At 71.8% G+C, this 22,580-nt stretch carries 26 protein-coding genes; 24 read left to right on the top strand and 2 right to left on the bottom strand.

The window, feature by feature from the left end; translation table 11 throughout:
- Positions 1-106 precede the first annotated feature (106 nt).
- From AC0NZQ_RS01760 to AC0NZQ_RS01680, 17 genes are all read left to right on the top strand, one after another.
- Positions 107-1,021, top strand: coding sequence for a sigma-70 family RNA polymerase sigma factor (locus tag AC0NZQ_RS01760; protein ID WP_474527915.1), 915 nt, complete (start codon positions 107-109; stop codon positions 1,019-1,021).
- A gap of 140 nt (positions 1,022-1,161) precedes the next feature.
- The gene (locus tag AC0NZQ_RS01755) at positions 1,162-1,980 is read left to right on the top strand and encodes a flagellin N-terminal helical domain-containing protein (protein ID WP_474527914.1); all 819 of its coding nucleotides are present in this window, start codon (positions 1,162-1,164) and stop codon (positions 1,978-1,980) included.
- A 121-nt stretch (positions 1,981-2,101) separates the two neighbouring features.
- A complete protein-coding gene (gene fliD, locus AC0NZQ_RS01750; protein ID WP_474527913.1) occupies positions 2,102-3,427 on the top strand; it encodes a flagellar filament capping protein FliD in 1,326 nt (441 codons plus the stop codon).
- Between the two features lie 51 nt (positions 3,428-3,478).
- The gene (locus AC0NZQ_RS01745) at positions 3,479-3,883 is read left to right on the top strand and encodes a flagellar export chaperone FliS (protein WP_474527912.1); all 405 of its coding nucleotides are present in this window, start codon (positions 3,479-3,481) and stop codon (positions 3,881-3,883) included.
- Positions 3,871-4,299, top strand: a complete 429-nt coding sequence (locus AC0NZQ_RS01740; protein WP_474527911.1) for a hypothetical protein — start codon at positions 3,871-3,873, stop codon at positions 4,297-4,299. The genes AC0NZQ_RS01745 and AC0NZQ_RS01740 overlap by 13 nt, the downstream gene beginning before the upstream one ends.
- Before the next feature lie 237 nt (positions 4,300-4,536).
- Positions 4,537-4,878, top strand: a complete 342-nt coding sequence (locus tag AC0NZQ_RS01735; RefSeq protein WP_474527910.1) for a flagellar basal body rod protein FlgB — start codon at positions 4,537-4,539, stop codon at positions 4,876-4,878.
- A gap of 5 nt (positions 4,879-4,883) precedes the next feature.
- On the top strand, positions 4,884-5,279 hold the full coding sequence (locus AC0NZQ_RS01730; RefSeq protein WP_474527908.1) for a flagellar basal body rod protein FlgC: 396 nt from the start codon (positions 4,884-4,886) through the stop codon (positions 5,277-5,279).
- A complete protein-coding gene (gene fliE / locus AC0NZQ_RS01725; protein WP_474527907.1) occupies positions 5,279-5,608 on the top strand; it encodes a flagellar hook-basal body complex protein FliE in 330 nt (109 codons plus the stop codon). The genes AC0NZQ_RS01730 and fliE overlap by 1 nt, the downstream gene beginning before the upstream one ends.
- A 12-nt stretch (positions 5,609-5,620) precedes the next feature.
- The gene (gene fliF / locus AC0NZQ_RS01720) at positions 5,621-7,243 is read left to right on the top strand and encodes a flagellar basal-body MS-ring/collar protein FliF (RefSeq protein WP_474527905.1); all 1,623 of its coding nucleotides are present in this window, start codon (positions 5,621-5,623) and stop codon (positions 7,241-7,243) included.
- Positions 7,240-8,337: a flagellar motor switch protein FliG gene (gene fliG, locus AC0NZQ_RS01715; RefSeq protein ID WP_474527904.1), complete on the top strand. Its 1,098-nt coding sequence runs from the start codon at positions 7,240-7,242 to the stop codon at positions 8,335-8,337. Before fliF ends, fliG begins: the two co-directional genes overlap by 4 nt.
- A 67-nt stretch (positions 8,338-8,404) precedes the next feature.
- On the top strand, positions 8,405-9,142 hold the full coding sequence (locus AC0NZQ_RS01710) for a FliH/SctL family protein (protein ID WP_474527903.1): 738 nt from the start codon (positions 8,405-8,407) through the stop codon (positions 9,140-9,142).
- Entirely contained in the window at positions 9,139-10,476 is a 1,338-nt protein-coding gene (locus tag AC0NZQ_RS01705; protein WP_474527902.1) for a FliI/YscN family ATPase, read from the top strand. The genes AC0NZQ_RS01710 and AC0NZQ_RS01705 overlap by 4 nt, the downstream gene beginning before the upstream one ends.
- Positions 10,473-10,904, top strand: coding sequence for a hypothetical protein (locus tag AC0NZQ_RS01700; protein ID WP_474527900.1), 432 nt, complete (start codon positions 10,473-10,475; stop codon positions 10,902-10,904). Before AC0NZQ_RS01705 ends, AC0NZQ_RS01700 begins: the two co-directional genes overlap by 4 nt.
- Complete coding sequence (locus AC0NZQ_RS01695) at positions 10,901-11,896, top strand: NlpC/P60 family protein (RefSeq protein WP_474527899.1); 996 nt, start codon at positions 10,901-10,903, stop codon at positions 11,894-11,896. The genes AC0NZQ_RS01700 and AC0NZQ_RS01695 overlap by 4 nt, the downstream gene beginning before the upstream one ends.
- The gene (locus AC0NZQ_RS01690) at positions 11,893-13,551 is read left to right on the top strand and encodes a flagellar hook-length control protein FliK (protein ID WP_474527898.1); all 1,659 of its coding nucleotides are present in this window, start codon (positions 11,893-11,895) and stop codon (positions 13,549-13,551) included. The genes AC0NZQ_RS01695 and AC0NZQ_RS01690 overlap by 4 nt, the downstream gene beginning before the upstream one ends.
- 4 nt (positions 13,552-13,555) lie before the next feature.
- Complete coding sequence (locus AC0NZQ_RS01685; RefSeq protein ID WP_474527897.1) at positions 13,556-14,032, top strand: flagellar hook assembly protein FlgD; 477 nt, start codon at positions 13,556-13,558, stop codon at positions 14,030-14,032.
- Between the two features lie 34 nt (positions 14,033-14,066).
- Positions 14,067-14,849, top strand: a complete 783-nt coding sequence (locus tag AC0NZQ_RS01680) for a flagellar hook-basal body protein (protein ID WP_474527896.1) — start codon at positions 14,067-14,069, stop codon at positions 14,847-14,849.
- A gap of 68 nt (positions 14,850-14,917) precedes the next feature.
- On the opposite strand, the gene AC0NZQ_RS01675 is transcribed toward AC0NZQ_RS01680, so the two are convergent.
- Complete coding sequence (locus AC0NZQ_RS01675; RefSeq protein ID WP_474527895.1) at positions 14,918-15,793, bottom strand: alpha/beta fold hydrolase; 876 nt, start codon at positions 15,791-15,793, stop codon at positions 14,918-14,920.
- A gap of 52 nt (positions 15,794-15,845) precedes the next feature.
- On the opposite strand from AC0NZQ_RS01675, the gene AC0NZQ_RS01670 reads away from it, so the two are divergent.
- Positions 15,846-16,256: a winged helix-turn-helix transcriptional regulator gene (locus tag AC0NZQ_RS01670; protein ID WP_474527894.1), complete on the top strand. Its 411-nt coding sequence runs from the start codon at positions 15,846-15,848 to the stop codon at positions 16,254-16,256.
- Between the two features lie 479 nt (positions 16,257-16,735).
- On the opposite strand, the gene AC0NZQ_RS01665 is transcribed toward AC0NZQ_RS01670, so the two are convergent.
- On the bottom strand, positions 16,736-17,686 hold the full coding sequence (locus tag AC0NZQ_RS01665) for an NAD-dependent epimerase/dehydratase family protein (RefSeq protein WP_474527893.1): 951 nt from the start codon (positions 17,684-17,686) through the stop codon (positions 16,736-16,738).
- A 288-nt stretch (positions 17,687-17,974) separates the two neighbouring features.
- On the opposite strand from AC0NZQ_RS01665, the gene AC0NZQ_RS01660 reads away from it, so the two are divergent.
- The 6 genes from AC0NZQ_RS01660 to AC0NZQ_RS01635 all read left to right on the top strand — a co-directional run bounded on the left by AC0NZQ_RS01660 (position 17,975) and on the right by AC0NZQ_RS01635 (position 22,579).
- A complete protein-coding gene (locus AC0NZQ_RS01660; RefSeq protein ID WP_474527892.1) occupies positions 17,975-18,952 on the top strand; it encodes an AraC family transcriptional regulator in 978 nt (325 codons plus the stop codon).
- A gap of 142 nt (positions 18,953-19,094) precedes the next feature.
- Complete coding sequence (locus AC0NZQ_RS01655) at positions 19,095-19,379, top strand: flagellar FlbD family protein (protein WP_474527891.1); 285 nt, start codon at positions 19,095-19,097, stop codon at positions 19,377-19,379.
- Position 19,380: 1 nt separating this feature from the next.
- The gene (locus tag AC0NZQ_RS01650) at positions 19,381-20,163 is read left to right on the top strand and encodes a flagellar motor protein (RefSeq protein ID WP_474527890.1); all 783 of its coding nucleotides are present in this window, start codon (positions 19,381-19,383) and stop codon (positions 20,161-20,163) included.
- Positions 20,163-21,059 (top strand): flagellar motor protein MotB, encoded by an 897-nt coding sequence (locus AC0NZQ_RS01645; RefSeq protein WP_474527889.1) that lies wholly within the window; start codon positions 20,163-20,165, stop codon positions 21,057-21,059. Before AC0NZQ_RS01650 ends, AC0NZQ_RS01645 begins: the two co-directional genes overlap by 1 nt.
- Entirely contained in the window at positions 21,056-21,502 is a 447-nt protein-coding gene (locus tag AC0NZQ_RS01640) for a flagellar basal body-associated FliL family protein (RefSeq protein WP_474527888.1), read from the top strand. Before AC0NZQ_RS01645 ends, AC0NZQ_RS01640 begins: the two co-directional genes overlap by 4 nt.
- A 90-nt stretch (positions 21,503-21,592) precedes the next feature.
- A complete protein-coding gene (locus tag AC0NZQ_RS01635) occupies positions 21,593-22,579 on the top strand; it encodes a flagellar motor switch protein FliM (protein WP_474527887.1) in 987 nt (328 codons plus the stop codon).
- Position 22,580 lies beyond the last annotated feature (1 nt).

Below are 22,580 nucleotides of genomic sequence, written 5' to 3'. Positions count from 1 at the left end.
TTCACAAGCCGCCGTCGGGGGACAGCGCAGCGGGTCCGGCCAGCAGGCCGGACTCACCGGGGCCAGCAGCGAAAGCGCTGCCGGTCAAGAACGAGAGGGCACCCCGATGACGATGGTGAGCGACCACCGCACCGAGGCGGACATCGACGGACTGGTCCGGGCACACCTGCCCCTGGTGGGCCACATCGTCCGCGAGACCCTCGGCCGGCTGCCGTCCCACATCACCCGCGACGAGCTGGTCTCGGCCGGCATGTTCGCCCTCGCCGCCGCGGCCAAGGCCTTCGACGACGCCCACGGCGTCTCCTTCGGCAGCTACGCCGCGATCCGCATCCGCGGCGCCATCGCCGACGAGCTGCGCGGCCGGGACTGGGCCAGCCGCTCCGTCCGCGGCAAGGCCCGCGCCGCCGAGCAGGCCCGCAACGAGCTCACCGTCGCCCTGCGCCGCGCCCCCTCGCGTGACGAGATCGCCGCCGCCATGGGTGTCAGCACCGCCGAGCTGGACGACATCGACGCCGACGTGGCGCGCGCCGGGGTGCTGAGCCTGCAGGCTCTCACCCCCGAGGACAGCGACGTGCTCGTCCCGGCCACGGGCCAGCAGCCCGAGGCCCTGCTCCTGGACCGAGAGCGGCTGGGCTACCTGCACGACGCCATCGCCGAGCTGCCCGAGCGGCTGCGGACCGTGGTGGTGGGCTACTTCTTCGACCAGCGCAAGATGCTCGACATCGCCGACGAGCTCGGCGTCACCGAGTCGCGGGTCTCGCAGCTGCGCTCCGAGGCGCTGACGATGCTGCGCACCGGGATGAAGGCCGCGGACGCGGTCGACCCCCACGACAGCACCGAGCAGCTGCCCGCCCCGATCGACCTCGGCAGCCGCGCCCGCGCCAAGGAGGCCGGCCGCGCTGCGTACTACGCCGCCGTCGCCGCGCGCTCCGACGTCGCCGGCCGCCTGGCCGCCACCACCGTGCTGGGCGAGCCCCGCGCACTGGCGGTCTCGCGTTCCGCCGTAGCGGCCGCCCGCTAGCCGACACGCCGGGGCCGCGAAAAAAGTTGGCCGCCGCGCTCAAGTCGGGGCGCGTGCCGCCGATGGCATAGACGTCCGATCCATGGAGGGATCGGCAGCCCAATCCCGGGCACCCAGAGACTCTGTTTGGGAGGCAGACAATGAGTCTTCGCATCAACACCAACGTGGCCGCGCTCAACGCGTACAACAACCTGTCCACGAACCAGGGCAAGCTCGACAGCGCGTTCAGCCAGCTCTCGTCCGGCCTGCGCATCAACAAGGCGGCCGACGACGCGTCCGGCCTGGCGATCAGCCAGGGCCTGACCAGCCAGATCAACGGCCTCACCCAGGCCGTCAGCAACGCCAAGGACGCCACCAACGTCGCCCAGATCGCGGACGGCGCCCTCGGCACCTCGCAGGACATCCTGCAGCGCATGCGCACGCTGGTCGTCCAGGCGTCCAGCACCGGTACGCAGGACAGCAACTCGCTGTCGGCGATCCAGTCCGAGGTCACGGCCCTCAACAGCCAGCTCGACAAGATCTCCGCCAGCACCAAGTTCGGCTCGCAGAACCTCTTGGACGGCACCTACACGTCCAAGAACTTCCAGGTCGGCGCGAACGCGGGCGACAGCATCTCGCTCTCGCTCACCAAGTCCGACAGCACCACCCTCGGCACCAACGCCATCGACGTCACCTCGGGCGACCCGTCGACGTCGCTCGCGACGATCGACTCGGCCATCCAGACCGTCTCCGCCTCGCGGGCGAGCATCGGTGCCACGCAGAACCAGCTGAGCTACACGGTGAACAACCTGCAGACGGCGATCACCAACGTCAGCGCCTCGCGGTCGAACCTGACCGACGCCGACCTGGCCACCCAGGTCACCCAGATGACCCAGCAGCAGGTCCTGACGAACGCCGCCACCTCGGTGCTCGCCCAGGCCAACTCGGCCCCGCAGGCCATCCTCAAGCTGCTGCAGTAGTCCGACCCGCACCACCAGGCAGCACCAGCACCACCCGCCCGCACGCCGGGCCGCCTGATCCGACCGGATCCGGCGGCCCGGCGTCGGTGCCTCACCGCACGTTTTCCAGACGGAGTTGACGATGGCCTCGACCGGCAGCATCAGCGTGAGCGGTCTCCTCGGCGGTACCGCCGGGGCGATCGACGTGCCCTCGCTGATCTCGTCGCTCATGCAGGCGCAGTCCGTCCCGAAGAACCTGCTCACCGACCAGCTGCAGACCGTCTCGGCGAAGCTGTCGGCGTACCAGACCATCAACACCAAGGTGACCGCGCTGCAGACCGCGGCCCGCGCCCTCGGCGCCGGCACCGGCGGCGTCACCGCCTGGCAGGCCACCACCGCCACCTCGTCGAACACCTCGGTCGTGGCCTCGGCCTCGAGCACGGCGCAGGCGGGGAGCACGACCTTCGACGTCGTCCGGCTCGCCACCGCCCAGGTCACCGCCGTGACCCCCGCCGCCGACGGCACCGTCCTCACCGACCCGGACAACCGCTTCACGCTGACCGGTCCGGACGGCACCCCGCAGGAACTCGTCGCGCAGTCGGGCAGCGCCAAGGACGTCGCCACCGCGATCAACAACGCCGACCTGGGTGTCCGGGCCGCCGTGATCAACACCGACCAGGGCATGCAGCTGCAGCTCACCTCGACCAAGACCGGCGCGGCGAACGGCTTCAGTGTCGACGGCCTCACCACCTCACGGGACCTGGTCACCGCCGGCGACGCGCAGCTGGCCTTCGGCGGCGCCGACGGCTACACCGTTAGCAGCGCCTCCAACACCTTCACCGACGTCATCCCGGGCGTCTCCTTCTCCGCCAGCGCGGTCGCCACCGGTGTCACCATCAACGTCGGCGTCGACACCGCGGCGATCAGCAAGTCGGTGCAGGCGATGGTCACCGCGTACAACACCGCCCGCAGCGAGCTCGCCACCGACAGCGCACAGGGTGCGCTGCTGCAGGGCGCGCCGGATGTCCGGCAGCTGATCACCTCGCTCGGCTCGGCCGTGAGCAAGGGGACCGCCGCCGGCGAGAGCCTCAGCTCCTACGGCATCAGCATCGACGACAGGGGTGTGCTGAGCTTCAACGCCGACACCTTCGCGGCGGCCTACGCCAAGAACCCGACGGCCACCCGCGCCGCGGTCGGCGGCTCGTTCGCCACGAGCCTGGACACCATCGCCACCGGGGCGGTCGACAAGCCCGACGGCTCGATCACGCAGGCCATGAGCGGCCTCACCGACTCCGGGACGCGACTCAACAATGAGATCGCGGACTGGACGACCAGGCTCGCCGACATCCAGACCGCGATGCAGGCGAAGTACGCCACGATGCAGTCCGCCCTCGGCCGGCTGCAGGGACAGCAGACCTACGTCACCGCCATGCTCAACAGCATCACGAACTCGAAGGAGTCGAACTAGTGATGCGCCCGACCCAGCACCGAATGCTCTGACGCCAAGGAAGGCACGGACATGGACGCGCTCAAGCAACGCTTTCTCGCCGATCGGGTGATGACGGCGACCCCCGCGCAGCGGATCGTCATGCTCTACGACCGGCTCGCCCTCGATCTTGCCCGCGCGCGCGGCGACCGGGACACCGCACAGGAGCACCTCAACCACGCCGCGCTCATCGTCGGCGAGCTGCTCGGCAGCCTCGACCACACCGCAGGCGGTCCGGCGGCCAACCTGGCCTCGCTCTACGACTACATGCTGCGGGCGATCTGGGCGGCGCAGCTCAGCGGTGACGTCGTCGGCCTCACCAGCGTCGAGGCCAACGTCTGGACGCTGCGGGAGGCCTGGAGCACGGTCGCCGCGGGTGGGACGGAGTCCGCGAGCGCCAGCCCCGCCACCGCGATCGGTGCCCGGTGGACGGCCTGAGCGGCGGCTCCGCTGCCGCCACCGCCGCCGTGGCTGCCGCGAACGCGGCCGCCTCCGTCGGTGACGAGAACAGCTGGGAGGCGATCCTCGCCGCGCTCGAGGCCGACATCCGCGCGGCCGAGCGGGCGATGCGGGCGCCGGTCACGGTCAGCCCCGCGGTCCTGCACGGCCCGCCCGCGCCGGCCCAGTCCAGCCTGCCCTGGTCCGGGGTGCTCACCGCGATGCCCCCGATCCACACCATGCCGCCCATCCCGCCGGAGCTGGAGACGCGGATTCGCGACCTGCGCAACCGCATCGTGGCCCTGCAGCTGCAGCTGCGCGACGAGCTGGCGACCCTGCACGGCGCCCTCACCGTCCGCCCCCGTCCCGTCGCGCCGGTCGACTCCGGCCCGCGGTTCTTCGACAGCCGGATGTAGCCGGGCCGGGCTCACCGGCTCCCACCGCGTCGACCCACCGCGCCGACCCGCCGCGCCGACCCACCGTGGCCGGCGCGGCGGTCCGGCATGCGCCGATCCGACCCGGTGCTCCCACCACTGAAACGGTGTGGGGTTTCGGTTAAAGTCCGGCGGACGACGGTCGATGGTGGCGGTGAGCACGGATCGCTCACCCCGCACTGCCGATGGACCGGCACGCATCTCCGCCGGAGGTCCATCGTGCTCGACGACGTCACGTCTCTGACGTTGCGTACCGCGCTCGCCGGGTTGTCCCAGCGACAGGCGGCGACCGCGAACAACATCGCGAACGTCGAGACGCCGGGTTTCAACGCCACGCAGGTCAACTTCGAGACCAGCCTCGCCGATGCTGTCGACTCCGGTGACCCGACCGCGGCGCAGACCGACGTGTCCGGGACCGGCGACGCCGCCGGGGTGAACGGCAACAACGTCAGCCTGGAGCGCGAGATCGTCACTGCCACCAAGACCACGTTGCAGGAGCAGCTCCTCGCCAACGCCATCACCGCCAAGTTCGGCCTGATCTCGACGGTGCTGAAGGGCTGAGGGCGATGTTCGAGACGATCACCACGGCCGGCACCGGCCTGCAGAGCTACCACACCTGGCTCGACACCATCGCCAACAACATCGCCAACGTCAACGACACCGCGGCGAGCAACGGCACGGTCTTCACGCAGCGCTACGTCGAGCTGCAGGAGGCCGCGAACCAGGACGGCGTCGAGGTGCGCAGCGTCGCCTCCCGCGCGGGGGACACCGGCGACCTGGTCCAGGACCCGACGAACCCGCTGGCCGACGCCAACGGCAACATCCGTCGCGCCGACGTCGACCTCAGCAAGCAGATGGGCGACATGATCCTGGCGCAGCGCGCCTTCCAGGCGAACGCCAACGTCGTCGACCGCGCCAAGGCCGTCTACGAGGCCGCTATCGCCATCGGCAAGGGCATCTGATGACCGCCCCCATCGGTGCCATCGGCGCGGTCTCGCCCGTCGGCTCGACCACCGGCATCGACCCCAGTGCGGGCGTCGGCGCCACCGGCGCGAGCGCCGGCGTCTCGGCCGGCAACTTCGCCGCCGAGCTGGGCAAGGGCCTGGACGCCGTCAGCCAGTCGCAGTCCGCGGTCGACAAGCTCAACGTCGCCGCCGCCACCGGCCAGCAGATCGACCCCGCTGCCGTCACCGTCGCCGCCACCCAGGCGCAGCTGATGACGCAGCTTGCCTCGACCGTGCAGAGCAAGGCCGTCGCCGCGTTCAACACGATCATGGGAATGCAGGCGTAACCGATGCCGGACATGAAGACCCAGGCGACCGAGATCGCCAAGAAGCGCTGGGCCGACTTCAAGGCGTTCAGCCCCGGTCAGAAGGCCGTCGTGGTCGTCGCCGTCATCGCGCTGGCCGTCGGTGGCTACCTCCTCGCGACCTGGAAGTCCGACCCCACCTACGCGCCGCTCTACTCCAACCTCGCTGCCAGCGACGCCAGCTCGATCGTCGGCAAGCTCGACGAGAAGGGCATCCCCTACAAGCTCACCGACGGTGGCGCCGGCATCACCGTCCCCGCCGACAAGGTGGACGCCGCCCGGCTCGCGGTCAGCGCGGCCGGCCTGCCGAACTCGGGCAACACCGGCTACGCGCTGCTGGACAAGGAGGGTGTCACCACCTCCCAGTTCAAGCAGCAGGTCGATTACCAGCGCGCGGTCGAGGGCGAGCTCGCCAAGACCATCGGCTCCATCGACGGCGTCCAGTCCGCCCGGGTCGGCCTGGCCATCCCGAAGGACGACGTCTTCAGCGACGGGACGAGCAGCCCCACCGCCTCGGTCTTCCTCACCGTCGCGCCGGGCACCCAGCTCACCAGCACGCAGGTGCAGTCCATCGTCTATCTGGTCAGCTCCAGCGTGCAGGGCATGAAGACCGGCAACGTCACGGTCACGGACTCCGCCGGCAACGTGCTCTCCTCCCCGGACGGCGGCCTCTCGGGCTCGGTGAACTCGGCGACGCAGGCCAAGGCCGCCGGCGACTTCAACAGCCGGCTGCAGGCGGGCATCCAGTCGACGATCGACACCTCGCTCGGCCCGGGCCACGCCCAGGTGCTGGTGAACGGCGTCCTGAACTTCGACCAGTCCACGACCAAGACCGACAAGTACGTCTACGACAAGAACACCCCGCCGGTGTCGGAGTCGAAGACCAAGGAGACCTACACCGGCAGCGGCGCTCGACCCGGCGGCACGGCGGGCACCGTCGACACCAACGGCACCACCGGCGGCGGCAGCGGCAACGGCAACTACCTCAAGACCACCGACCTGGTGAACAACGCCCTGGGCCGCGTCACGAACACGACGGAGGTGGCGCCGGGGGGCGTCAAGGCCTTGCACATCGCCGTCATGCTCGACCAGAACGCCAAGAACCTCGACCCGACCCGCATCGAGTCGCTGGTCAAGGCCGCGACGGGCTTCGACCCCAAGCGGGGCGACACGCTCTCGGTCGAGACGGTGCCCTTCAACAACTCCGCCACCACCGAGGCGGCGAAGGCTGCCAAGGCGGCGGCGGCAGAGGCCGCGGCCGAGAAGAGCCACCAGGAGATGATGAGCCTCATCAAGCAGGGCGTCTTCGCCGCCGTGATCCTGGCCCTGGTGATCGGTACCTGGCTCGCCTCCCGCAAGCGGCGCGGCGGTGCCGCTGCCCGCTCGTCGCGCGAGCCGCTGGACCGCGGGCCCGACGACGACACCGACCTGATGGACGAGCTCATCGACGAGCCCGAGCCCGAGCCCGTCCGCCCCCTCCGCCCGGCCGCCGCCCAGGACGCCAACGAGCGCCTGGCCGAGCGCCGCCGCTCGCTGGTGGTCGCCGCGGACAACCGTCCCGCCGAGGTAGCCCACCTGCTGTCCGGGTGGCTGAGCGCCAAGGAGAGTGAGCGATGACCGTCCTCGCCTTTCCCGGAAACACCGTCGACGTCGTCACCGAGTCGCTGGAGATCCCCGACGCACCGCCGGCGGTCAACCCCGCGGCGATGGCGCTGAGCCCGCGACAGAAGGCCGCGATCCTGGTGCTGCAGCTCGGCCGCGACGAGTCCGCCCGGGTGCTCGCCGAGCTCACCGAGGCCGAGCTGGAGGCACTCTCCATCGAGATCGCCCGGATGGGCACGGTGCCGCAGAATCTGGCCGGCGCGGTGCTGGACGAGTTCGCGATGCTGCTCGGGGCCTCGGGCTCCGGCCCGGCTCGCGGCGGCATGGACACCGCGATGAACATGCTCACCGCCTCGGTCGGTCACGAGCGGGCCATGGCCATCGTCGACAAGGTCTCGCACAACCTCGTCGAGCTGCCCTTCACCTTCCTGCAGAAGCTCGACCACCGGCAGATCGTGTCGTTCCTCTGCGACGAGCACCCACAGACCATCGCGCTCGTGCTGGCCCACCTGCCGGCGACCATCGCCGCCCCGATCCTCGCCGGGCTGACCCGCGAGCTGCAGGCCGACGTCGCCCACCGCATCGCCGTCATGGACCGCACCTCGCCGCAGCTGATCAGGCAGGTCGAGTCCGCGCTCGAACGGCGGCTCTCCTCCCTCGGCGTCCGTGCCGACCTCTCCACCGTCGGCGGGCTGCGCCCGCTGGTGGACATCATCAACCGCGCCGACCGCGGGACCGAGCGCCTCATCATCGACGGCCTCGAAGAGCTCGACCCGGTGCTCGCCGAGAAGGTCCGCAGCCAGATGTTCATGTTCGAGGACATCGTCGGCCTGGAGGACCGCGCCATCCAGCTCATCGTCCGGCAGGTGCCGGTCAACGAGCTCGCACTCGCCCTCAAGGGCGTCTCGGACCCGGTCCGCAACAAGGTGCTCTCGAACATGTCCGAACGGGCCTCCCAGGACCTCGCCGACGAGCTCGAGGTCCTCGGCCCCACACGCGTGCACGTGGTGGAGGAGGCGCAGGCCGGCGTCGTCCGGGTCATCCGGCAGCTGGAGGAGTCGGGCGAGATCACCGTCGGAAGGGGCGAGGACGATGCCTTCGTCGCCTGAGATCGCCGCGCCCACCGAGGCGGCCGCGCGCTCCACTTCCGAAGCTTCCTCGCGTCCGCTCGCCGCAGTGCCCGCGGCGACCGCCTTCGAGCCGATCGACCTGACCGACCGCGGCCGTCCCGCACCGCTGCTGGCCGGCGGAGCCACCCGCGGCGCCAGCCAGCGGGGCAGCTGGAACTTCGAGCAGGCCTTCCCGCGCGCCGCCACGCCGGTGACGCCGGCCTTCGAGGTCTCCGACCGCGTCGGCATTCCCGCCACGCTGCTGGCCGACGCCCGCCGCGAGGCCCGCGCACAGGGCCACGCCGCGGGCGTGGCGGAGGGTCGGGCCGAGGCCGAGCGCCGGGCGGCGCAGGACGACGCCGCCCGTGCCGTCGTGGCCGCCCGTGCCGCGGAGGCAGCGCGGCTCTCGGTCGAGCGTGCCCTCACCGCACTCGACGCGGCCGGCGCCGAGCTCGCCGGACGCACCGCGCTGGCCCTGGCCGGCCTGGAGCAGCTCGTCCTGGACAGTGCCTTCACCCTCGCCGAATCCCTGGTCGGTGCGACGCTGCGTGACGACGAGCAGCGGGGCGTGGTCGCGATGCGCCGCGCCCTGGCGCTCGTCCCCACCGAGGCCGAGAGCGTCACCGTCGCGCTGCACCCCGCCGATCTCGCCGTCGTCGCCGAGGCCTCGGTCCCGGCCGGTGTCGTCCTCGTCGCCGATGCCACGCTGCGGCCCGGTGACGCTGTCGCCCGTACCGGTGACACCACCGTCGAGGCACGCCTCGACGCCGCCCTGGCCCGGGCCCGCGAGGTGCTGGGCCGATGATCGTCCTCGAGCGGGTCGCCGCTGCCGTCGCCGAGGCCGCGCAGGCCGGCCGTCCCGTCGTCTCCGGACGGGTCGCCGAGGTGCGCGGACTCTCGGTGCGGGTGCGGGGTCTCGCCGCCCGGGTGGGTGACGTCGTCACGGTCGGCGCGGTCCCGGCCGAGGTCGTCGCCGTCTCGCTCGACGACGGCGAGCCGGTCGCCACCTGCCTGCCGCTCGGCGAGCTCGCCGGCATCGCCGCCGGCGACGCGGTCCGCAGCACCGGCGCACCGTTGCAGGTGCGCGTCGGCGCCGAGCTGCTCGGACAGGTCCTCGACGGTCTCGGGCGTCCGCTGGACGGTTCGCTGCTGCCGGCGGGGCTGCCGCTGGTCGGCCTCGACGCCGCGCCGCCGGATGCGCTGACCCGGTCCCGGGTCGACACGCCACTGCCCACCGGCGTCCGTGCCCTGGACACCCTCACCCCGGTGGGACGCGGCCAGCGGATGGGCATCTTCGCCGGCAGCGGTGTCGGCAAGTCCAGCCTGCTCTCCATGCTCACCCGCGGCACGTCGGCCGGCGTCACCGTGCTGGCCCTCATCGGCGAGCGTGGCCGTGAGGTCCGGGAGTTCCTCGAGGACGACCTGGGCCCGGACGGACTGCGCAACGCCGTCGTGATCGTGGCGACCTCGGACCAGCCGCCGATGGTCCGGCTCCGCGCCGCCTTCGTGGCCACCCGCATCGCGGAGTGGTTCCGTGACAGCGGTGAGGACGTCCTGCTGCTCATGGACAGCGTCACCCGGCTGGCCATGGCCCAGCGCGAGATCGGGCTCTCGGCCGGAGAACCGCCGACGACGCGCGGCTATCCCCCCTCGGTCTTCGCGATGCTGCCGCGGCTGCTGGAGCGCGCCGGTGCCGCCGCCCGCGGGTCGATCACCGGCCTCTACACCGTCCTCGTCGACGGCGACGACCACAACGAGCCGATCGCCGACTCCGTCCGTTCGATCCTGGACGGCCACCTCGTGCTCGACCGGGCGCTGGCCAACTCCGGGCACTTCCCGGCCATCGACGTCCTGCAGTCGGTCTCCCGGGTCGCCGGCGCCGTCACCACGCCCGCGCAGCGCGCGGTGTCGAGCGAGGCGCGTCGGCTCATCGCCGCCCGGCGCGACGTCAAGCCGATGGTCGAGATCGGGGCGTACGTCGCCGGCTCCAACGCCGACGCCGACCGGGCCCTCGCCGTCTGGCCCGGTCTGGAGGCCGTGCTGCGACAGGACATGCACGACCTCACCCCGCGGGACGCGGCCTTCGGCGCGCTCGCGACCGCGCTGGGCCACGCCGCACCCGGGCAGGACGCCGCATGACCCCCCGCTGGATGTCGCACCTGGTGCGGGCGCGGCAGTCGCAGGAGGATGCGGCCACGCAGCGGCTCTCCTTCGCGCGCCGCTCGCAGGCGCGAGCCCACGCGCAGGCCCGTGCCGAGAAGGCGCGGCTGCAGGCGATGGGCGAGCAGACCTCGGTCATCGACGCGGGCGCCTTCGTCGCGGCTGCGGTGGCGTTGCAGTCCGCCGCGGCGACCCACGCCGCCGCCGTCGGTGAAGCCGAACGGGCCGATCGCTGGGTCGTCGAGCAGGAGCAGAACCACACCGCCGCCGCGGTGGCACGGCAGTCGGCCGAGCGGCTGCGTGACGACGCGCAGCAGGCCGAGGAGCGTCATCTCACCCGCGTGGCGCAGCTCGAGATGGACGAGATCGCCGCCTCCGGTCACCAGCGCCGCAAGGACGAGTCATGACCGCGCCCGCCGACATCGCCTCGCTCCCCGCGATCGCCGGCATCGCCGCGCAGATGCAGGCCATCGAGGCCCGCATCGCGCAGGTCGTGCCGAATCGGACCTCGGCCTCGTCCTTCGCCGCCGCTCTCGCCGGCGCGACGCCGGCGACGGCGGCCACGACGGCGCTGCCCGCCAGCACGAGCACCGCCGGTGGCGTCAGCGGTGACACCGTCGTCGCCACCGCCAAGAAGTACCTCGGCGTGCCCTACGTCTGGGGCGGCGAGTCGACCTCGGGCATGGACTGCAGCGGTCTGGTGCAGACCACCTTCAAGGACCTCGGCATCGACCTGCCGCGGACCGCGGCCGAGCAGCAGGACGTCGGCACCCCGGTGGCGTCGTTGGCGCAGGCGCAGCCGGGTGACCTCGTCTTCTTCGGCGACCCCGCCTACCACGTCGCGATCTACGCCGGGAACAACCAGATCGTCGAGAGCCCGGAGCCGGGCAAGGTCGTCCACGTCACCGAGCTCTCGCAGACGCCGACCAGCATCCGCCGCATGGACGGTGTCGGGAGCAGCGCGGGCATCACCGGCATCACCCCGGCTGCCGGCACCGTGCCCGCCGGGGTCAGCGCCAACGTGGCCGCCTGGGCACCGCAGTTCGCGGCGGCCGAGGCGAAGAACGGCCTGCCGTCGGGGCTGCTCGCCGCGGTCTGTCAGCAGGAGTCCGGGGGCAACGCGCGCGCCGTCAGTCCCGCCGGTGCGCAGGGGCTGATGCAGATCATGCCGGCCACTGCCGCCGGCATGGGCATCGACCCGATGGATCCGGAGCAGGCGATCCGCGCCGCCGGCCGCATCCTCGGGCGCAACCTGCGCGAGTTCGGGACCGTGCCCCTCGCGCTGGCCGCGTACAACGCCGGCGCCGGCGCGGTCCACCAGTACGGCGGCATCCCGCCGTACAGCGAGACGCAGAACTACGTCCGACGTATCACCGCGACCCTGGCAGGTGCCCGATGACCGCATCAGTTCCGACGCTGGCCGTGCTGTGGCAGGCGCTCCCCGCTGCCGGTTCGGCCGGCAGCCCGGCGGCGTCCCGCGATGCCGCGACGGCCGACGGGCAGTTGCCGGCGCCGTTCGCGAAGCTGCTGGGCGAGCTCGCTCCCGCCGACGGCACCCTCGAGACCCTGGCCGGCGAGGACGACACCGCGCTTGTGGCCGGCCCGCTCACGACCGGTGGCCGGGCGACCGGTACCCATACCTCGGGCAGTCACGGTGCCGACCCCGCTGCCGACCTCGCTGCCGACGACACCGTGCCGGACGGCGCCGCGCTGGTCGCCGCACTGGGCCTCGCGCAGCCGGCACCCGTGGCCGCGACACTGCCTCCCGGCGCGGCCGCCGCCACCGTGGCGGGTGCTTCGGCGGTCGGAGCCAAGACCGCCTCGGATCCTGCGGCCACAGCTCCCGCCACCGCGGGTCCCGCCGCGCCGGGGTCGATCAGTACCGCGATACCGCTGCTGGCGGCCGGCTCGCCCCACCCCAGCCTCGATCCGGCAGTCCGTCCCGGCGCCGGGAGCGTCGGGATGACGCCGGGCAGCGCGACGTCGGCGCTGCCGACCGGCGAGGCGCGCGGCACCGGCGCCCCGCAGTCCACTGGCTCGGTGCAGCCCACCGTGGCGCCGTTGCCGTCGGCGAGCTCCGGACCGTCGCCCGCCGCCGACGGGCCACGGCCGGGCCCGCGGGTCGCTGGCGGGACCGGCGCGCTCCGGCCCGTGGTCCAGCCCGCCGCCTCCAAGGCTGCGTCGGCGAGTGCATCCGAGGCCGCCCCGGTCGCAGCGGCGTCCGCTCCGACGACGGCGCAGCAGACGGCGACGCTGCCACTCACGGCGGCCGCGACGACGCTGCCGATCCCGGCCGCCCCCGTCGCGTCGACCTCGCGGGCGGGCACGTCCGTCACGGCCGAACCCCTGGCTGCCTCCGCCGCGGCGGCATCCGCTGCCCCGGCCGCAGCACAACCGGCAACCTCCCCGGCCGCTGGATCGCCGTCCGCCTTCGCCGCCTCTGTCGCCGACGTGGCCGGGGGAGGCGCAGCACCCGACCGGGCTGCCGTGGCGACGAGTGACGCGCCGGCGAAGTCGGAGTCATCCGCTGCCCCGGTCGTTGCGTCGGCCGCTGCGCCGACCGCGGTCGACCCGGCGTCGGTCGGGGTCCACACCCTCAGCTCGATCGTCGAGGCACGACCGGTCGCCGCACCGGCGGCTCCCGCGCTGCCGGCCACCCTGGTCGAGCAGCCGCAGCCGGCACTGGTCTCCGCGCTGGCCCGGCTGCACCGCGGCCCCGACGGCACCCATCAGCTCGAGGTCGCGCTCCACCCCGCCGACCTCGGATCCGTGCGCGTGACGGTCAGCGTCTCGCACGGCGTCCTGGACGTCACGGTCGCCTGCGCCGACGGTCGCGCCCGCGACGCCGTGGCCGCGGCGCTGCCCGGCCTGCACCGCGACCTCGCCGCGGTGCATCAGGTCGCCGTCACCGAAGCCCCGCGTCACGAGCAGCCGGCACCGCGTGACAGCGGCGCCGACCGACAGCCGCGCCGGGACCACGCCGACGACTCCGGTGACTCGTCGGGTCGTCGGCAACGTCCCTCCTCCGCCGACGACTTCGACCAGTGGATGTGACCCGATGACCCTCCCCGTCAGTGGCGTGACCGCCCTCGGCACCACCTACACGCCGGCCAGCTCGGCCAGCGGCACGACCGGCACCGACTCCTCGACCAGCGGCTCGACCAATGCCACGACGAAGGGACTGCTCGACCCGCAGGCATTCCTGCAGCTGCTCGTGGCCCAGCTGAAGTATCAGGACCCCACCAACCCGACCGACACCTCCACCTTCATGAACCAGACGGCGATGTTGAGCCAGGTGCAGACGATGGACTCGATGTCCTCGACTTTGAGCGGCCTCGCGCAATCACAGCAGCTGCAGTCGGCCACCTCGATGATCGGCAAGCAGGTCACCTACATCGGCACCGACGGCACCCGCCTCACCGGCGTCGTCACGTCGGCGAGCGTCGCCGGCGGCGCCGCCGCCACCCTGAAGATCGGCGACAAGCTGATACCGCTCAGCGGCGTCGTCGAAGTCGGCCAAGCCCCCACCAGCTGATTCACCCCCACCCCCACCCGGAAGGACCACCCCCATGCTGCGCTCGCTCTACACCGGTATCAGCGGCCTCAACGCCCACCAGCAGATGCTCGACGTGACAGCGAACAACATCGCCAACGTCAACACCGTCGGCTTCAAGTCGTCGTCGACGATGTTCGAGGACGCGCTGAGCCAGACCCTCTCGTCGACCGGGGCGAACGCCAACCAGGTCGGCCTCGGTGTCAGCGTGACCGGCACGAACATGAACTTCTCCCAGGGCTCGCCGCAGGCGACCGGCGTGCCGAGCAACCTCATGATCCGGGGCGACGGCTTCTTCATGACGCAGTCGCCGAAGGGCGATCTCACGTACACCCGCAACGGAGCGTTCAGCATCGACAACTCCGGGCACCTGGTCACCGCCGACGGTGCGACCGTGCTGTCGCCGGACGGTTCCGTGCTGGACCTGTCCAGCCTCAAGACCGGCGCCTACGTCTCGTACAACATCGACTCCGCCGGCACGGTGCAGGGTGTGGCCGCCGACGGTACGACCACCGAGATCGGCCAGGTCGGCATGGCCACCTTCACCAACCCGAATGGCCTGCTGAAGATCGGCGACAGCCAGTACGTCGCGTCGCCGACCTCCGGGCCCGCGCAGACCGGCACCGCCGGCACCGGTGGGCGCGGCGCCGTGACCTCCGGTTACGTCGAGATGAGCAACGTGGACCTGTCCCGCGAGCTCACCGGTCTGATCGTCGCCCAGCGAGGTTTCCAGGCGAACTCGAAGGTCGTCACCACCTCCGACGAGGTCCTGCAGACCCTGGTGAACCTCAAGAACTGATCTCCGCACGGCTGAGCGCAGACGACCGCCGGGCCGGATGGGTACCACCATCCGGTCCGGCGGTCGTCTCATGTCTGCCGCGGTGCACGGGCCCGCCGCGCGGTGGCGCTGATGATCTCGGCGAGCGCGTCGGGGGCGTCGATCGGGACGATGTGCCCGGCTTCGGGCAGCCGATGCAGCGCGAGGTCGGTGCTCACGCCGGCGAGCTGTTCGCCCAGCAGGTCGCCGACCGCGGCGGCGCCGACGGCGCTGACGGGCAGGTCGAGCCTGCCGCGCTCGGCCCACGCCGCGTTCCATATGGCGTTGCGTGGAATTGCGCGATAGTGCTCGAAAGCAGCATGCAGGCGCTCCCGGCCGGTGTAGGCGGCGACGAACCGTCGGATGAGCTGCTCCGGCACCCCGGTGCGAGAACCGGCCGAGAGGAAGAACCGCACGTAGCGGTCCTCGTCGCCGGTGACCACGTCCGCGGCGAGACCGCCGGGCGCCTGATGGAAACCGAACCACCACGGCACCCCGGCGGCCGGTGAGGCATCGCCGCCGGGAAGTCCGCCGACGAGGGCCTCGACGAGGGTCAGGCTGCACACCCACCCCGGATGAGCGGCCGCCAGGGCGAAGGCCGGCGCGGCGCCGAGATCGAAGCCGACGACATGCGCGACATCGAGCAACAGCTCGTCCAGCAGGCGGAGCTGGTCGCCGGCGAGGTCGACCGCGTCGTAACCGGCAGGTGTCACGCCCGAGCCCCCGAGGCCTCGCAGGTCCGGCGCCAACACCCGATATCCCGCGCTTGCCAGCCGCCGCGCCACCCCGAGCCACACCTCGCCCGTGTGCGGGAACCCGTGCAGCAGCAGGACCACCTCTCCCGCGCCCGGACCGGCACGGTGGACGCGTGTCCGCAGGTCCCCGAGATCGAGGTCGAGCACGTCGACGTCATCCGGCTCGTTCATCCGGGCTCCTTCGGTTACTTTTGGTGACCAGGCAACGGTAGGAGAGTGTGAAATGAATCGGCAAGACGGCACTTCGGCCGCCGATAGGCACCCTGAGGTGACCAGTGCAGGGCGCCGGGGCGATCTCTACGACGCCGACTGTCCGACCCGGCACCTCCTCGACCGGGTCGGCTCGAAGTGGACGGTGATGCTGGTGCTTTTGCTCGCCGACGGGCAGGAGATCCGCTTCGGGAGTCTGCGCCGCCAGCTGCCCGGCATCTCGCAGAAAATGCTCACCACCACTCTGCGACAGCTCGAGGTCGACGGCCTGGTCCACCGAAGGGTTGAGCCCGTCAGCCCACCGGCGGTCCATTACTCACTCACGGCCCTTGGCCACACTCTCGTCCCGCCGCTGCGCGCTCTGAAGACGTGGGCGGAGGAGCACATGCACCTGGTGGATCGGACGCGTCAATGCGCTGAATGAGGGTGCCTACCGTTCCGCGAGAAGGACGAGGTGCGTATCCGGGAAACGAGCCGACATTTGCGGTCGGCGGCACGGGGCCTCTCCTGCCGCGTTATCACGCTATCGACGGCGCCGGCAGCACGCGGTCGCCCACCGTCGTCCGGGCCGCGTTGGACATTGCCGCCGGGTGAGCAAGAAATGCGGCACGTCACGAGTGGCGCTATTGCATCACGTACCGAATTTAAGCCATGATTCCGGCGCCCCGCGTCAGCGGGGACGGCCTATTGTCCGGGGCACCCGTAATGGATATCGCGGGCGGGGTTTCCCGTCCCCCTCTCCCCCCGGACCTGGCGTCGCTGGAGACCGGGGGGCCGGAGCGGCGCCGGTGGGCCTGGGCCGGCTGCGGCCGGTGACGGGTGACGCGGGGGCGCGACGAAGCGGAGCGCGCCTGCGTGGAGGGGCCGCGGCCCCCGCTGCGAGCGGCCGGCCCCCGCCGGCGGTCAGGCGTGGTCCAGGACTGCGGTCTCCTCGTCGGGGGTCAGGCCGGAGCGTCGACTCCGGCTGATGCCGCGGTGCAGCTCGTCGGCCGTGCTGCGCTGCAGCGTGTCTCGCAACGGCCGGACCGCGCCTCCGGTGGCGAGAAAGGCCGCCCCGGATCGCTGCGCGAACCCGGTGTCGCAGCGCGGAAGCCACAGCGGCAGCGAGCGCGGCCCTGCCCAGTAGCGGACGTCCTGCGCGCGCAGTGTCTCGTCGGGCTGGGTGACCAGCTCACCGGCGAAGCTCGTCACGGCGGCGGCCTCGCCGAAGAACTCCGCCATCGGATGGACCTCGCCGACGGCATTGACGGTGCCGGTCACGCGATGTCGTCCGGCCCGGCCGAGCCAGGCGGCGAGGTCCGCGACATCGATCACCTGGACGAACCGGCCGGCGGTCTCGGGCGCGAGCACCCGCCCGCCCCGCAGCAGGCGCGCCGGCCAGTAGCCGAAGCGGTCGCTCGGATCGCCGGGACCCACGATGAGGCCGGGCCGCGCGATGAGCAGGCGCTCCCCGACAGCCGCTGCCGTCCGTCGCTCCGCCGCCACCTTGGCGTCCGGGTACCGGGCGAGATCCTGCGGGTCGACCACGGCTGCCGTCTCGTCGGCGCCGGGCTCGTCATTGCGGGCATACACCGAGACCGTGGAGACCAGCGTCCAGTGCGCGGCCCGAGGGGCGAGGGCGGCCAGGGCGCCGGCGACGAGCCGCGGCTCACAGCTGAGCTCGACGACCTCGTCCCACTCGCCCGCGAGCTGGTCGTAGGCGTCGGGACGGTGACGGTCGGATCGGATCAGCCGGGCCCCCGCAGGCGCGGCGCCGGATTCGCCGCGGGCCAGGCAGACGACCTCGGCCCCCTCCGTGATGGCCGCGCGCGCCACCGCACGGCCCAGCCACCCGGTTCCTCCCAGAACGAGCACTCTGCGCACACCGTCAGTGAAGCTGACGGCGGCACCGGTCGCGCGGGCTTCCGCTGAGGGCAGAAGGGGCCGAACGGGAGGGCGCCCGAACGAGTTCGCGGATTGAGCCCGCCCGGGCGGCCATGACGGGAACGGGGGGATCCCCGTCAGGCAGATACCACGGTTGTCCGCATGGGGTCATTCCGCCAACCTCGGGGTCCGCCGAGGTTCGTTCCTCAGGCCCCGGCTGCGTATCGTGCACCTTGGGTCAATCAGCACCCTCTTCTCGCCCTGTGGTCGGGAGAGGACATGTCAGCGCCCGGGTCACTCGTTCACCGATCGTCGTTCGTCTCGGCCGATCACGCCGAGATCACCGACTTCATCGCCCGGCTGTACGCGGAGAACTCCTCGCGGTTCGCGGCGGCCCGCAGCGGTGCCCGCTTCTCCGCCCGCACCTACGACACGCCGGCCATCGGGTCGGACCGGCTGCGCACCTCCCTGGACTATTCCGGGATCGCCGAACAGGGCTTCACCGACTTCGTCTTCTTCGTCGTCCACGCCGGGAGCGTGCAGATCGACAGCAGTGCCGGCGGGGCAATCGTGCGAGCCGGCGACGTCGCGTTCTACCCCCTGGGCGTGCCGGTCGCCTTCGACATGGCGGGGTACGACGTCACCACCATCCGGCTCGCGAGCAGCCGACTCCGTCAGGTGGCCGAGGACCTGAGCGGTGTGCCGGGCTCGGAGCTGGTCTTCCGGGAGGTGACTCCCGTGTCGCCGTCGATGCGCCGCTACTGGCGCGCCCTGACCGGGTTGGTCAGCGGCGCCCTCGCCGATCACGAATCGCCGGTCGCCTCGCCACTGCTGGCCGACGACCTGGCCCGGACGGTCGCCACCGCGGCCCTGCATGCGTTTCCCAACACGCTCATGACCCGGCAGCACCTGCCCGGACCGGGTGCGGTGGCACCCGCGGCGGTGCGGCGCGCGAAGGCCTACATCGAGGCACACGTCGACGAACCGATCCAGCTCCGGGACATCGCGCTGGCCGCCGGAGCCAGTGCCCGCGCCCTGCAATATGCCTTCCGTCGCCACCTCGACACCACACCGCTGGGGTATGCACGCCAGCTCCGGCTCGACGCCGCGCGCCGGGAGCTGCAGCGGGCCGACCCGGCCGACGGTGACACCGTCGCCGAGGTCGCCGCTCGCTGGGGTTACGCCCATTCCGGACGCTTCGCCGCCGCCTACGCCGCCCGTTACGGGGTGACACCCGGCGAGACGCTGCGTGGCTAGGCGAATCGGTGCCGGACGTCCGGCAGCCCTGCCCCGCGTGAAGCGGAGTTGCTATACCGACTCAAGACTCGTCCGATACGGCCGATAGTCCCGGTGTCGGAACCACGGATGGTTCCGCCGCAGCCAGCCAAGGACGGACATCGTGTTGCATCTGACGAGACTGAGTGGGCAGAGCTTCGCGCTCAACCCCGATCTCATCGAGCGCGCCGAGGCGACCCCCGACACTGTCGTGACGCTCGTCAACGGCAGCAAGTACGTCATCAGCGAATCCCTCGACGAGCTGATCGCTCTCGTCCGCGACTACCGCGCCGAACTCGTCCTCGCCTCGCGCGCCCCGCTGGACGTCCCGGCCCCGCGCCCGCGTGCTGCCGCCAGCCGCGAGACCGGCACCGTCGTGCCGATCCGCGTCGACCCCGGGGAGGCATGACATGGATCCGGCAACCATCATCGGCGTCGGCATGGCCCTCGTCGCGATCGTCGGCTCGACGATCATGGAAGGCGGGGACATCACCGCGATGTTCCTGATCCCGCCCATGATCCTGGTCTTCGTCGGTACCTTTGGCGCCGGCATCGCCGGTGGTCTCATGAGTGACGCCAAGAACCTGCCGAAGGCGATGATCCGCTCGTTCACCGCGCCGACCCCGCAGGCCAACGCCGGTGTCGAGACCATCGTCGGCTTCGCCGACCGGGCACGGCGCGAGGGACTGCTGGCCCTGGAGGCCGACGTGAAGGAGGTCGAGGACCCCTTCCTGCGACGCGCGCTCGAGATGGCCGTCGACGGCACCGACGCCGACGAGGTCGCCGAGATCCTCGGCGCCGAGGTCGACGCCAAGCGAACCGCCGACGCCGCAGCCGCCAAGACCTTCTCCGACATGGGCGCCTACGCCCCGACCATCGGCATCATCGGCACCGTCCTCGGCCTCGTCCACGTGCTGGGCAACCTGGACGACCCGGCCAACCTCGGCCACAGCATCGCCTCGGCCTTCGTCGCCACTCTCTGGGGCGTCATGACGGCCAACGTCTTCTGGTTCCCGATCGCGAACCGCCTCAAGCGCCTCAGCGAGGCCGAGTGCGAGCAGATGGAGATCGTCATCGAGGGCGTGCTGGCGATCCAGGCCGGCAACAACCCCCGCATGATCGCCCGCAAGCTGAACGCGATGATGACGATCGTCCCGGCCCCCGGACCGGATGCGCAGAAGGACGCAGCCTGATGCCCGCCGCGCACGGCGAGGCCGCCGGCTCGGCGCGGACACGGCGCAAGAAGGCGCACGGCGGCGGTCACGAGGAGGGCGGTGCGGAACGCTGGCTGGTCACCTACGCCGACATGCTGACGCTGCTGCTGGTGCTCTTCATCGTGCTCTTCTCGATCTCGGTGGTGAACACCTCCAAGTTCATCCAGCTCAAGACCGCACTCTCCAACGTCTTCGGTGACGGCACCACGGGTGCGCTCAGCGGCGGCGTGGGACTGCTGCAGACCGATGCCACCGGGCAGGGCACCCAGCTGGTGACGCCCGGACAGCCGATCGCCCAGCGCGCCCAGGGCAACCCCGGCAGCACCGGGAGCGCCGGCGCGGACGAGGCCGCGCGCGCGGAGCTGCGGGAGATGCAGCGCCGGGCCGGCGCGGCCGACGAGAAGTCCGACTACAGCCAGATCCAGGCTCGCATCACCGCGGCGCTGAAGAAGGCCAACCTTGCCGGCACCACCCGCTTCGCCGTGGACCGCCGCGGCCTGGTCATCACCGTCGTCACCGACGCGCTCGTCTTCCCCGGCAACAGCGCGCAGCTGCTGCCGCGAGGCCAGCGGATCCTGCGGGTCGTCGCCGCGCCGCTGGCCAAGGAGAAGCGCGCCATCGAGGTCGACGGTCACACCAACCAGCAGAAGGTCAGCACCGGCCCGTACCCCAGCGGCTGGGAGCTCTCGACGGCGCGGGCCTCCAGCGTCGTCCGCTACCTCGCCGACCACGGCGTCTCGCCCAAGCGCCTCACCGCGGTCGGCTACAGCGATCAGCGTCCGCTCTACCCCGCCAGCGACCCTCGTTCGATCACGTTGAACCGCCGGGTCGAGATCGTCGTGCTCAGCACGCAGAATTCCGAGGAGTCCCGATGAGTCCCGCGAAGAAGGACGAGAAGGCCGGCGAGGAGCCGAAGAAGAAGAGCCTGCTGAAGTCCAAGAAGGCCATCATCGGGCTGGTCGCCGTGCTCGGCATCGGTGGCGGCGCCTACCAGTTCATGGCGCCCGCGGCCGAGGCCGGCCCGGTGAAGGGCGGCGACATCGTCCCCATGGACCCGACCACCGTGAACCTGCAGGGCGGGCACTACCTCAAGCTCGCCGTCGCCATCCAGCTCGTCGAGGGCAAGGCCACGCCCGACGCCTTCAAGACCAGCCAGGCCGCCGAGCTCGTCATCGACGAGTTCAGCAACCGCACCGTGGCGGCGGTCTCCGGCAACGACGCCCGCAAGAAGCTGATGGACGAGCTGGAGAAGAAGATGAAGACGGCCTACGAGGGGGAGGTGTTCGACGTCTTCCTCACCCAGTTCGTGACCCAGTAGCGGTCACCGGCGGCAGCACGCCGCCGACAAAACAGACACGACTTCACCGGACGCGCTCAGGTCGACGCGCGCCCGGCCGATAGCAGCTTCGTGACACCCCCATCGGTCATCGAGCTGCCGGTCCGGCAGCCCGGCGCGTCCGCCGACGCCACCCGTCCGGACGGGCCGTCGCGCTCCGACGGAGGCGACGGCGCCGTGCTGCCCTACGACTTCCGCCGTCCGGTCAAGCTCTCGCGCGAGCACGTCCGCGCCATGCAGATGGCCTGTGACGCGATGGCCCGCCGCCTCACCACCCTGCTCACCAGCCGGCTGCGGCAGGTGTGCCTGGTGCAGGTGGTCGAGGTCGGTCAGCAGGGATACGACGACTACGTCTCCGGGCTGGCCAGCCCGTCGATCACCGTGCCGCTGAGCCTCAGCCCGCTCGCCGGCTCCGGGACGCTGCACTTCTCGCTCCCCGTCACCCTCGCCGCGATCGACCACCTCCTCGGCGGCCCCGGCGGTCCGCAGCCCACCCGCACGCTCACCGACATCGAGACCCCGCTGCTGCAGGGACTGCTCGACGAGATCGTCGGGACGCTGCGCTTCGCCCTCGAACCGATCGTCGCCATCGACTTCGGCATCGGCGCGGTCGAGTACAACCCGCAGTTCCTGCAGGCGGCCGGTGCCGCCGACGCCGTCATCGTCGGCGTCTTCACGCTGCAGATCGGTCAGATCACCAGCCCGCTGCTCGTCAGCCTGCCGCTGACGCCGATGCTGCCCGTCCTCGAGGCGCAGCGTCCCAGCGAGCCGGCGGGCGACTCGACCGACCGGGCCGGCGCCGCCGCCCGGATCGCCGCCCGCATGTCCGACGTCCCGCTGGACGTGAGCCTGCGCTTCGGCGACGTCAACCTCACCGCCGACGTTCTGCTGGGCTTGAGTGTCGGCGACATCGTCCCGCTGGGGCACCGAGCCGGCACTCCGCTCACCGTCCATGCCGGCGGCGTCGAGTACGCCCTTGCCGTCGCCGGTCGCACCGGCACCCGCCTCGCCGCCCTCGTGACCGATGTCCGCACGGTCGCCCCCCGAAAGGACCGCTGAG

The sequence above is a fragment of the Jatrophihabitans sp. sgz311053 genome (genome assembly GCF_056135305.1).
The sequence above is the reverse complement of the archived record's forward strand: the minus strand, read 5'-3'. Positions and strand labels throughout refer to the sequence as shown.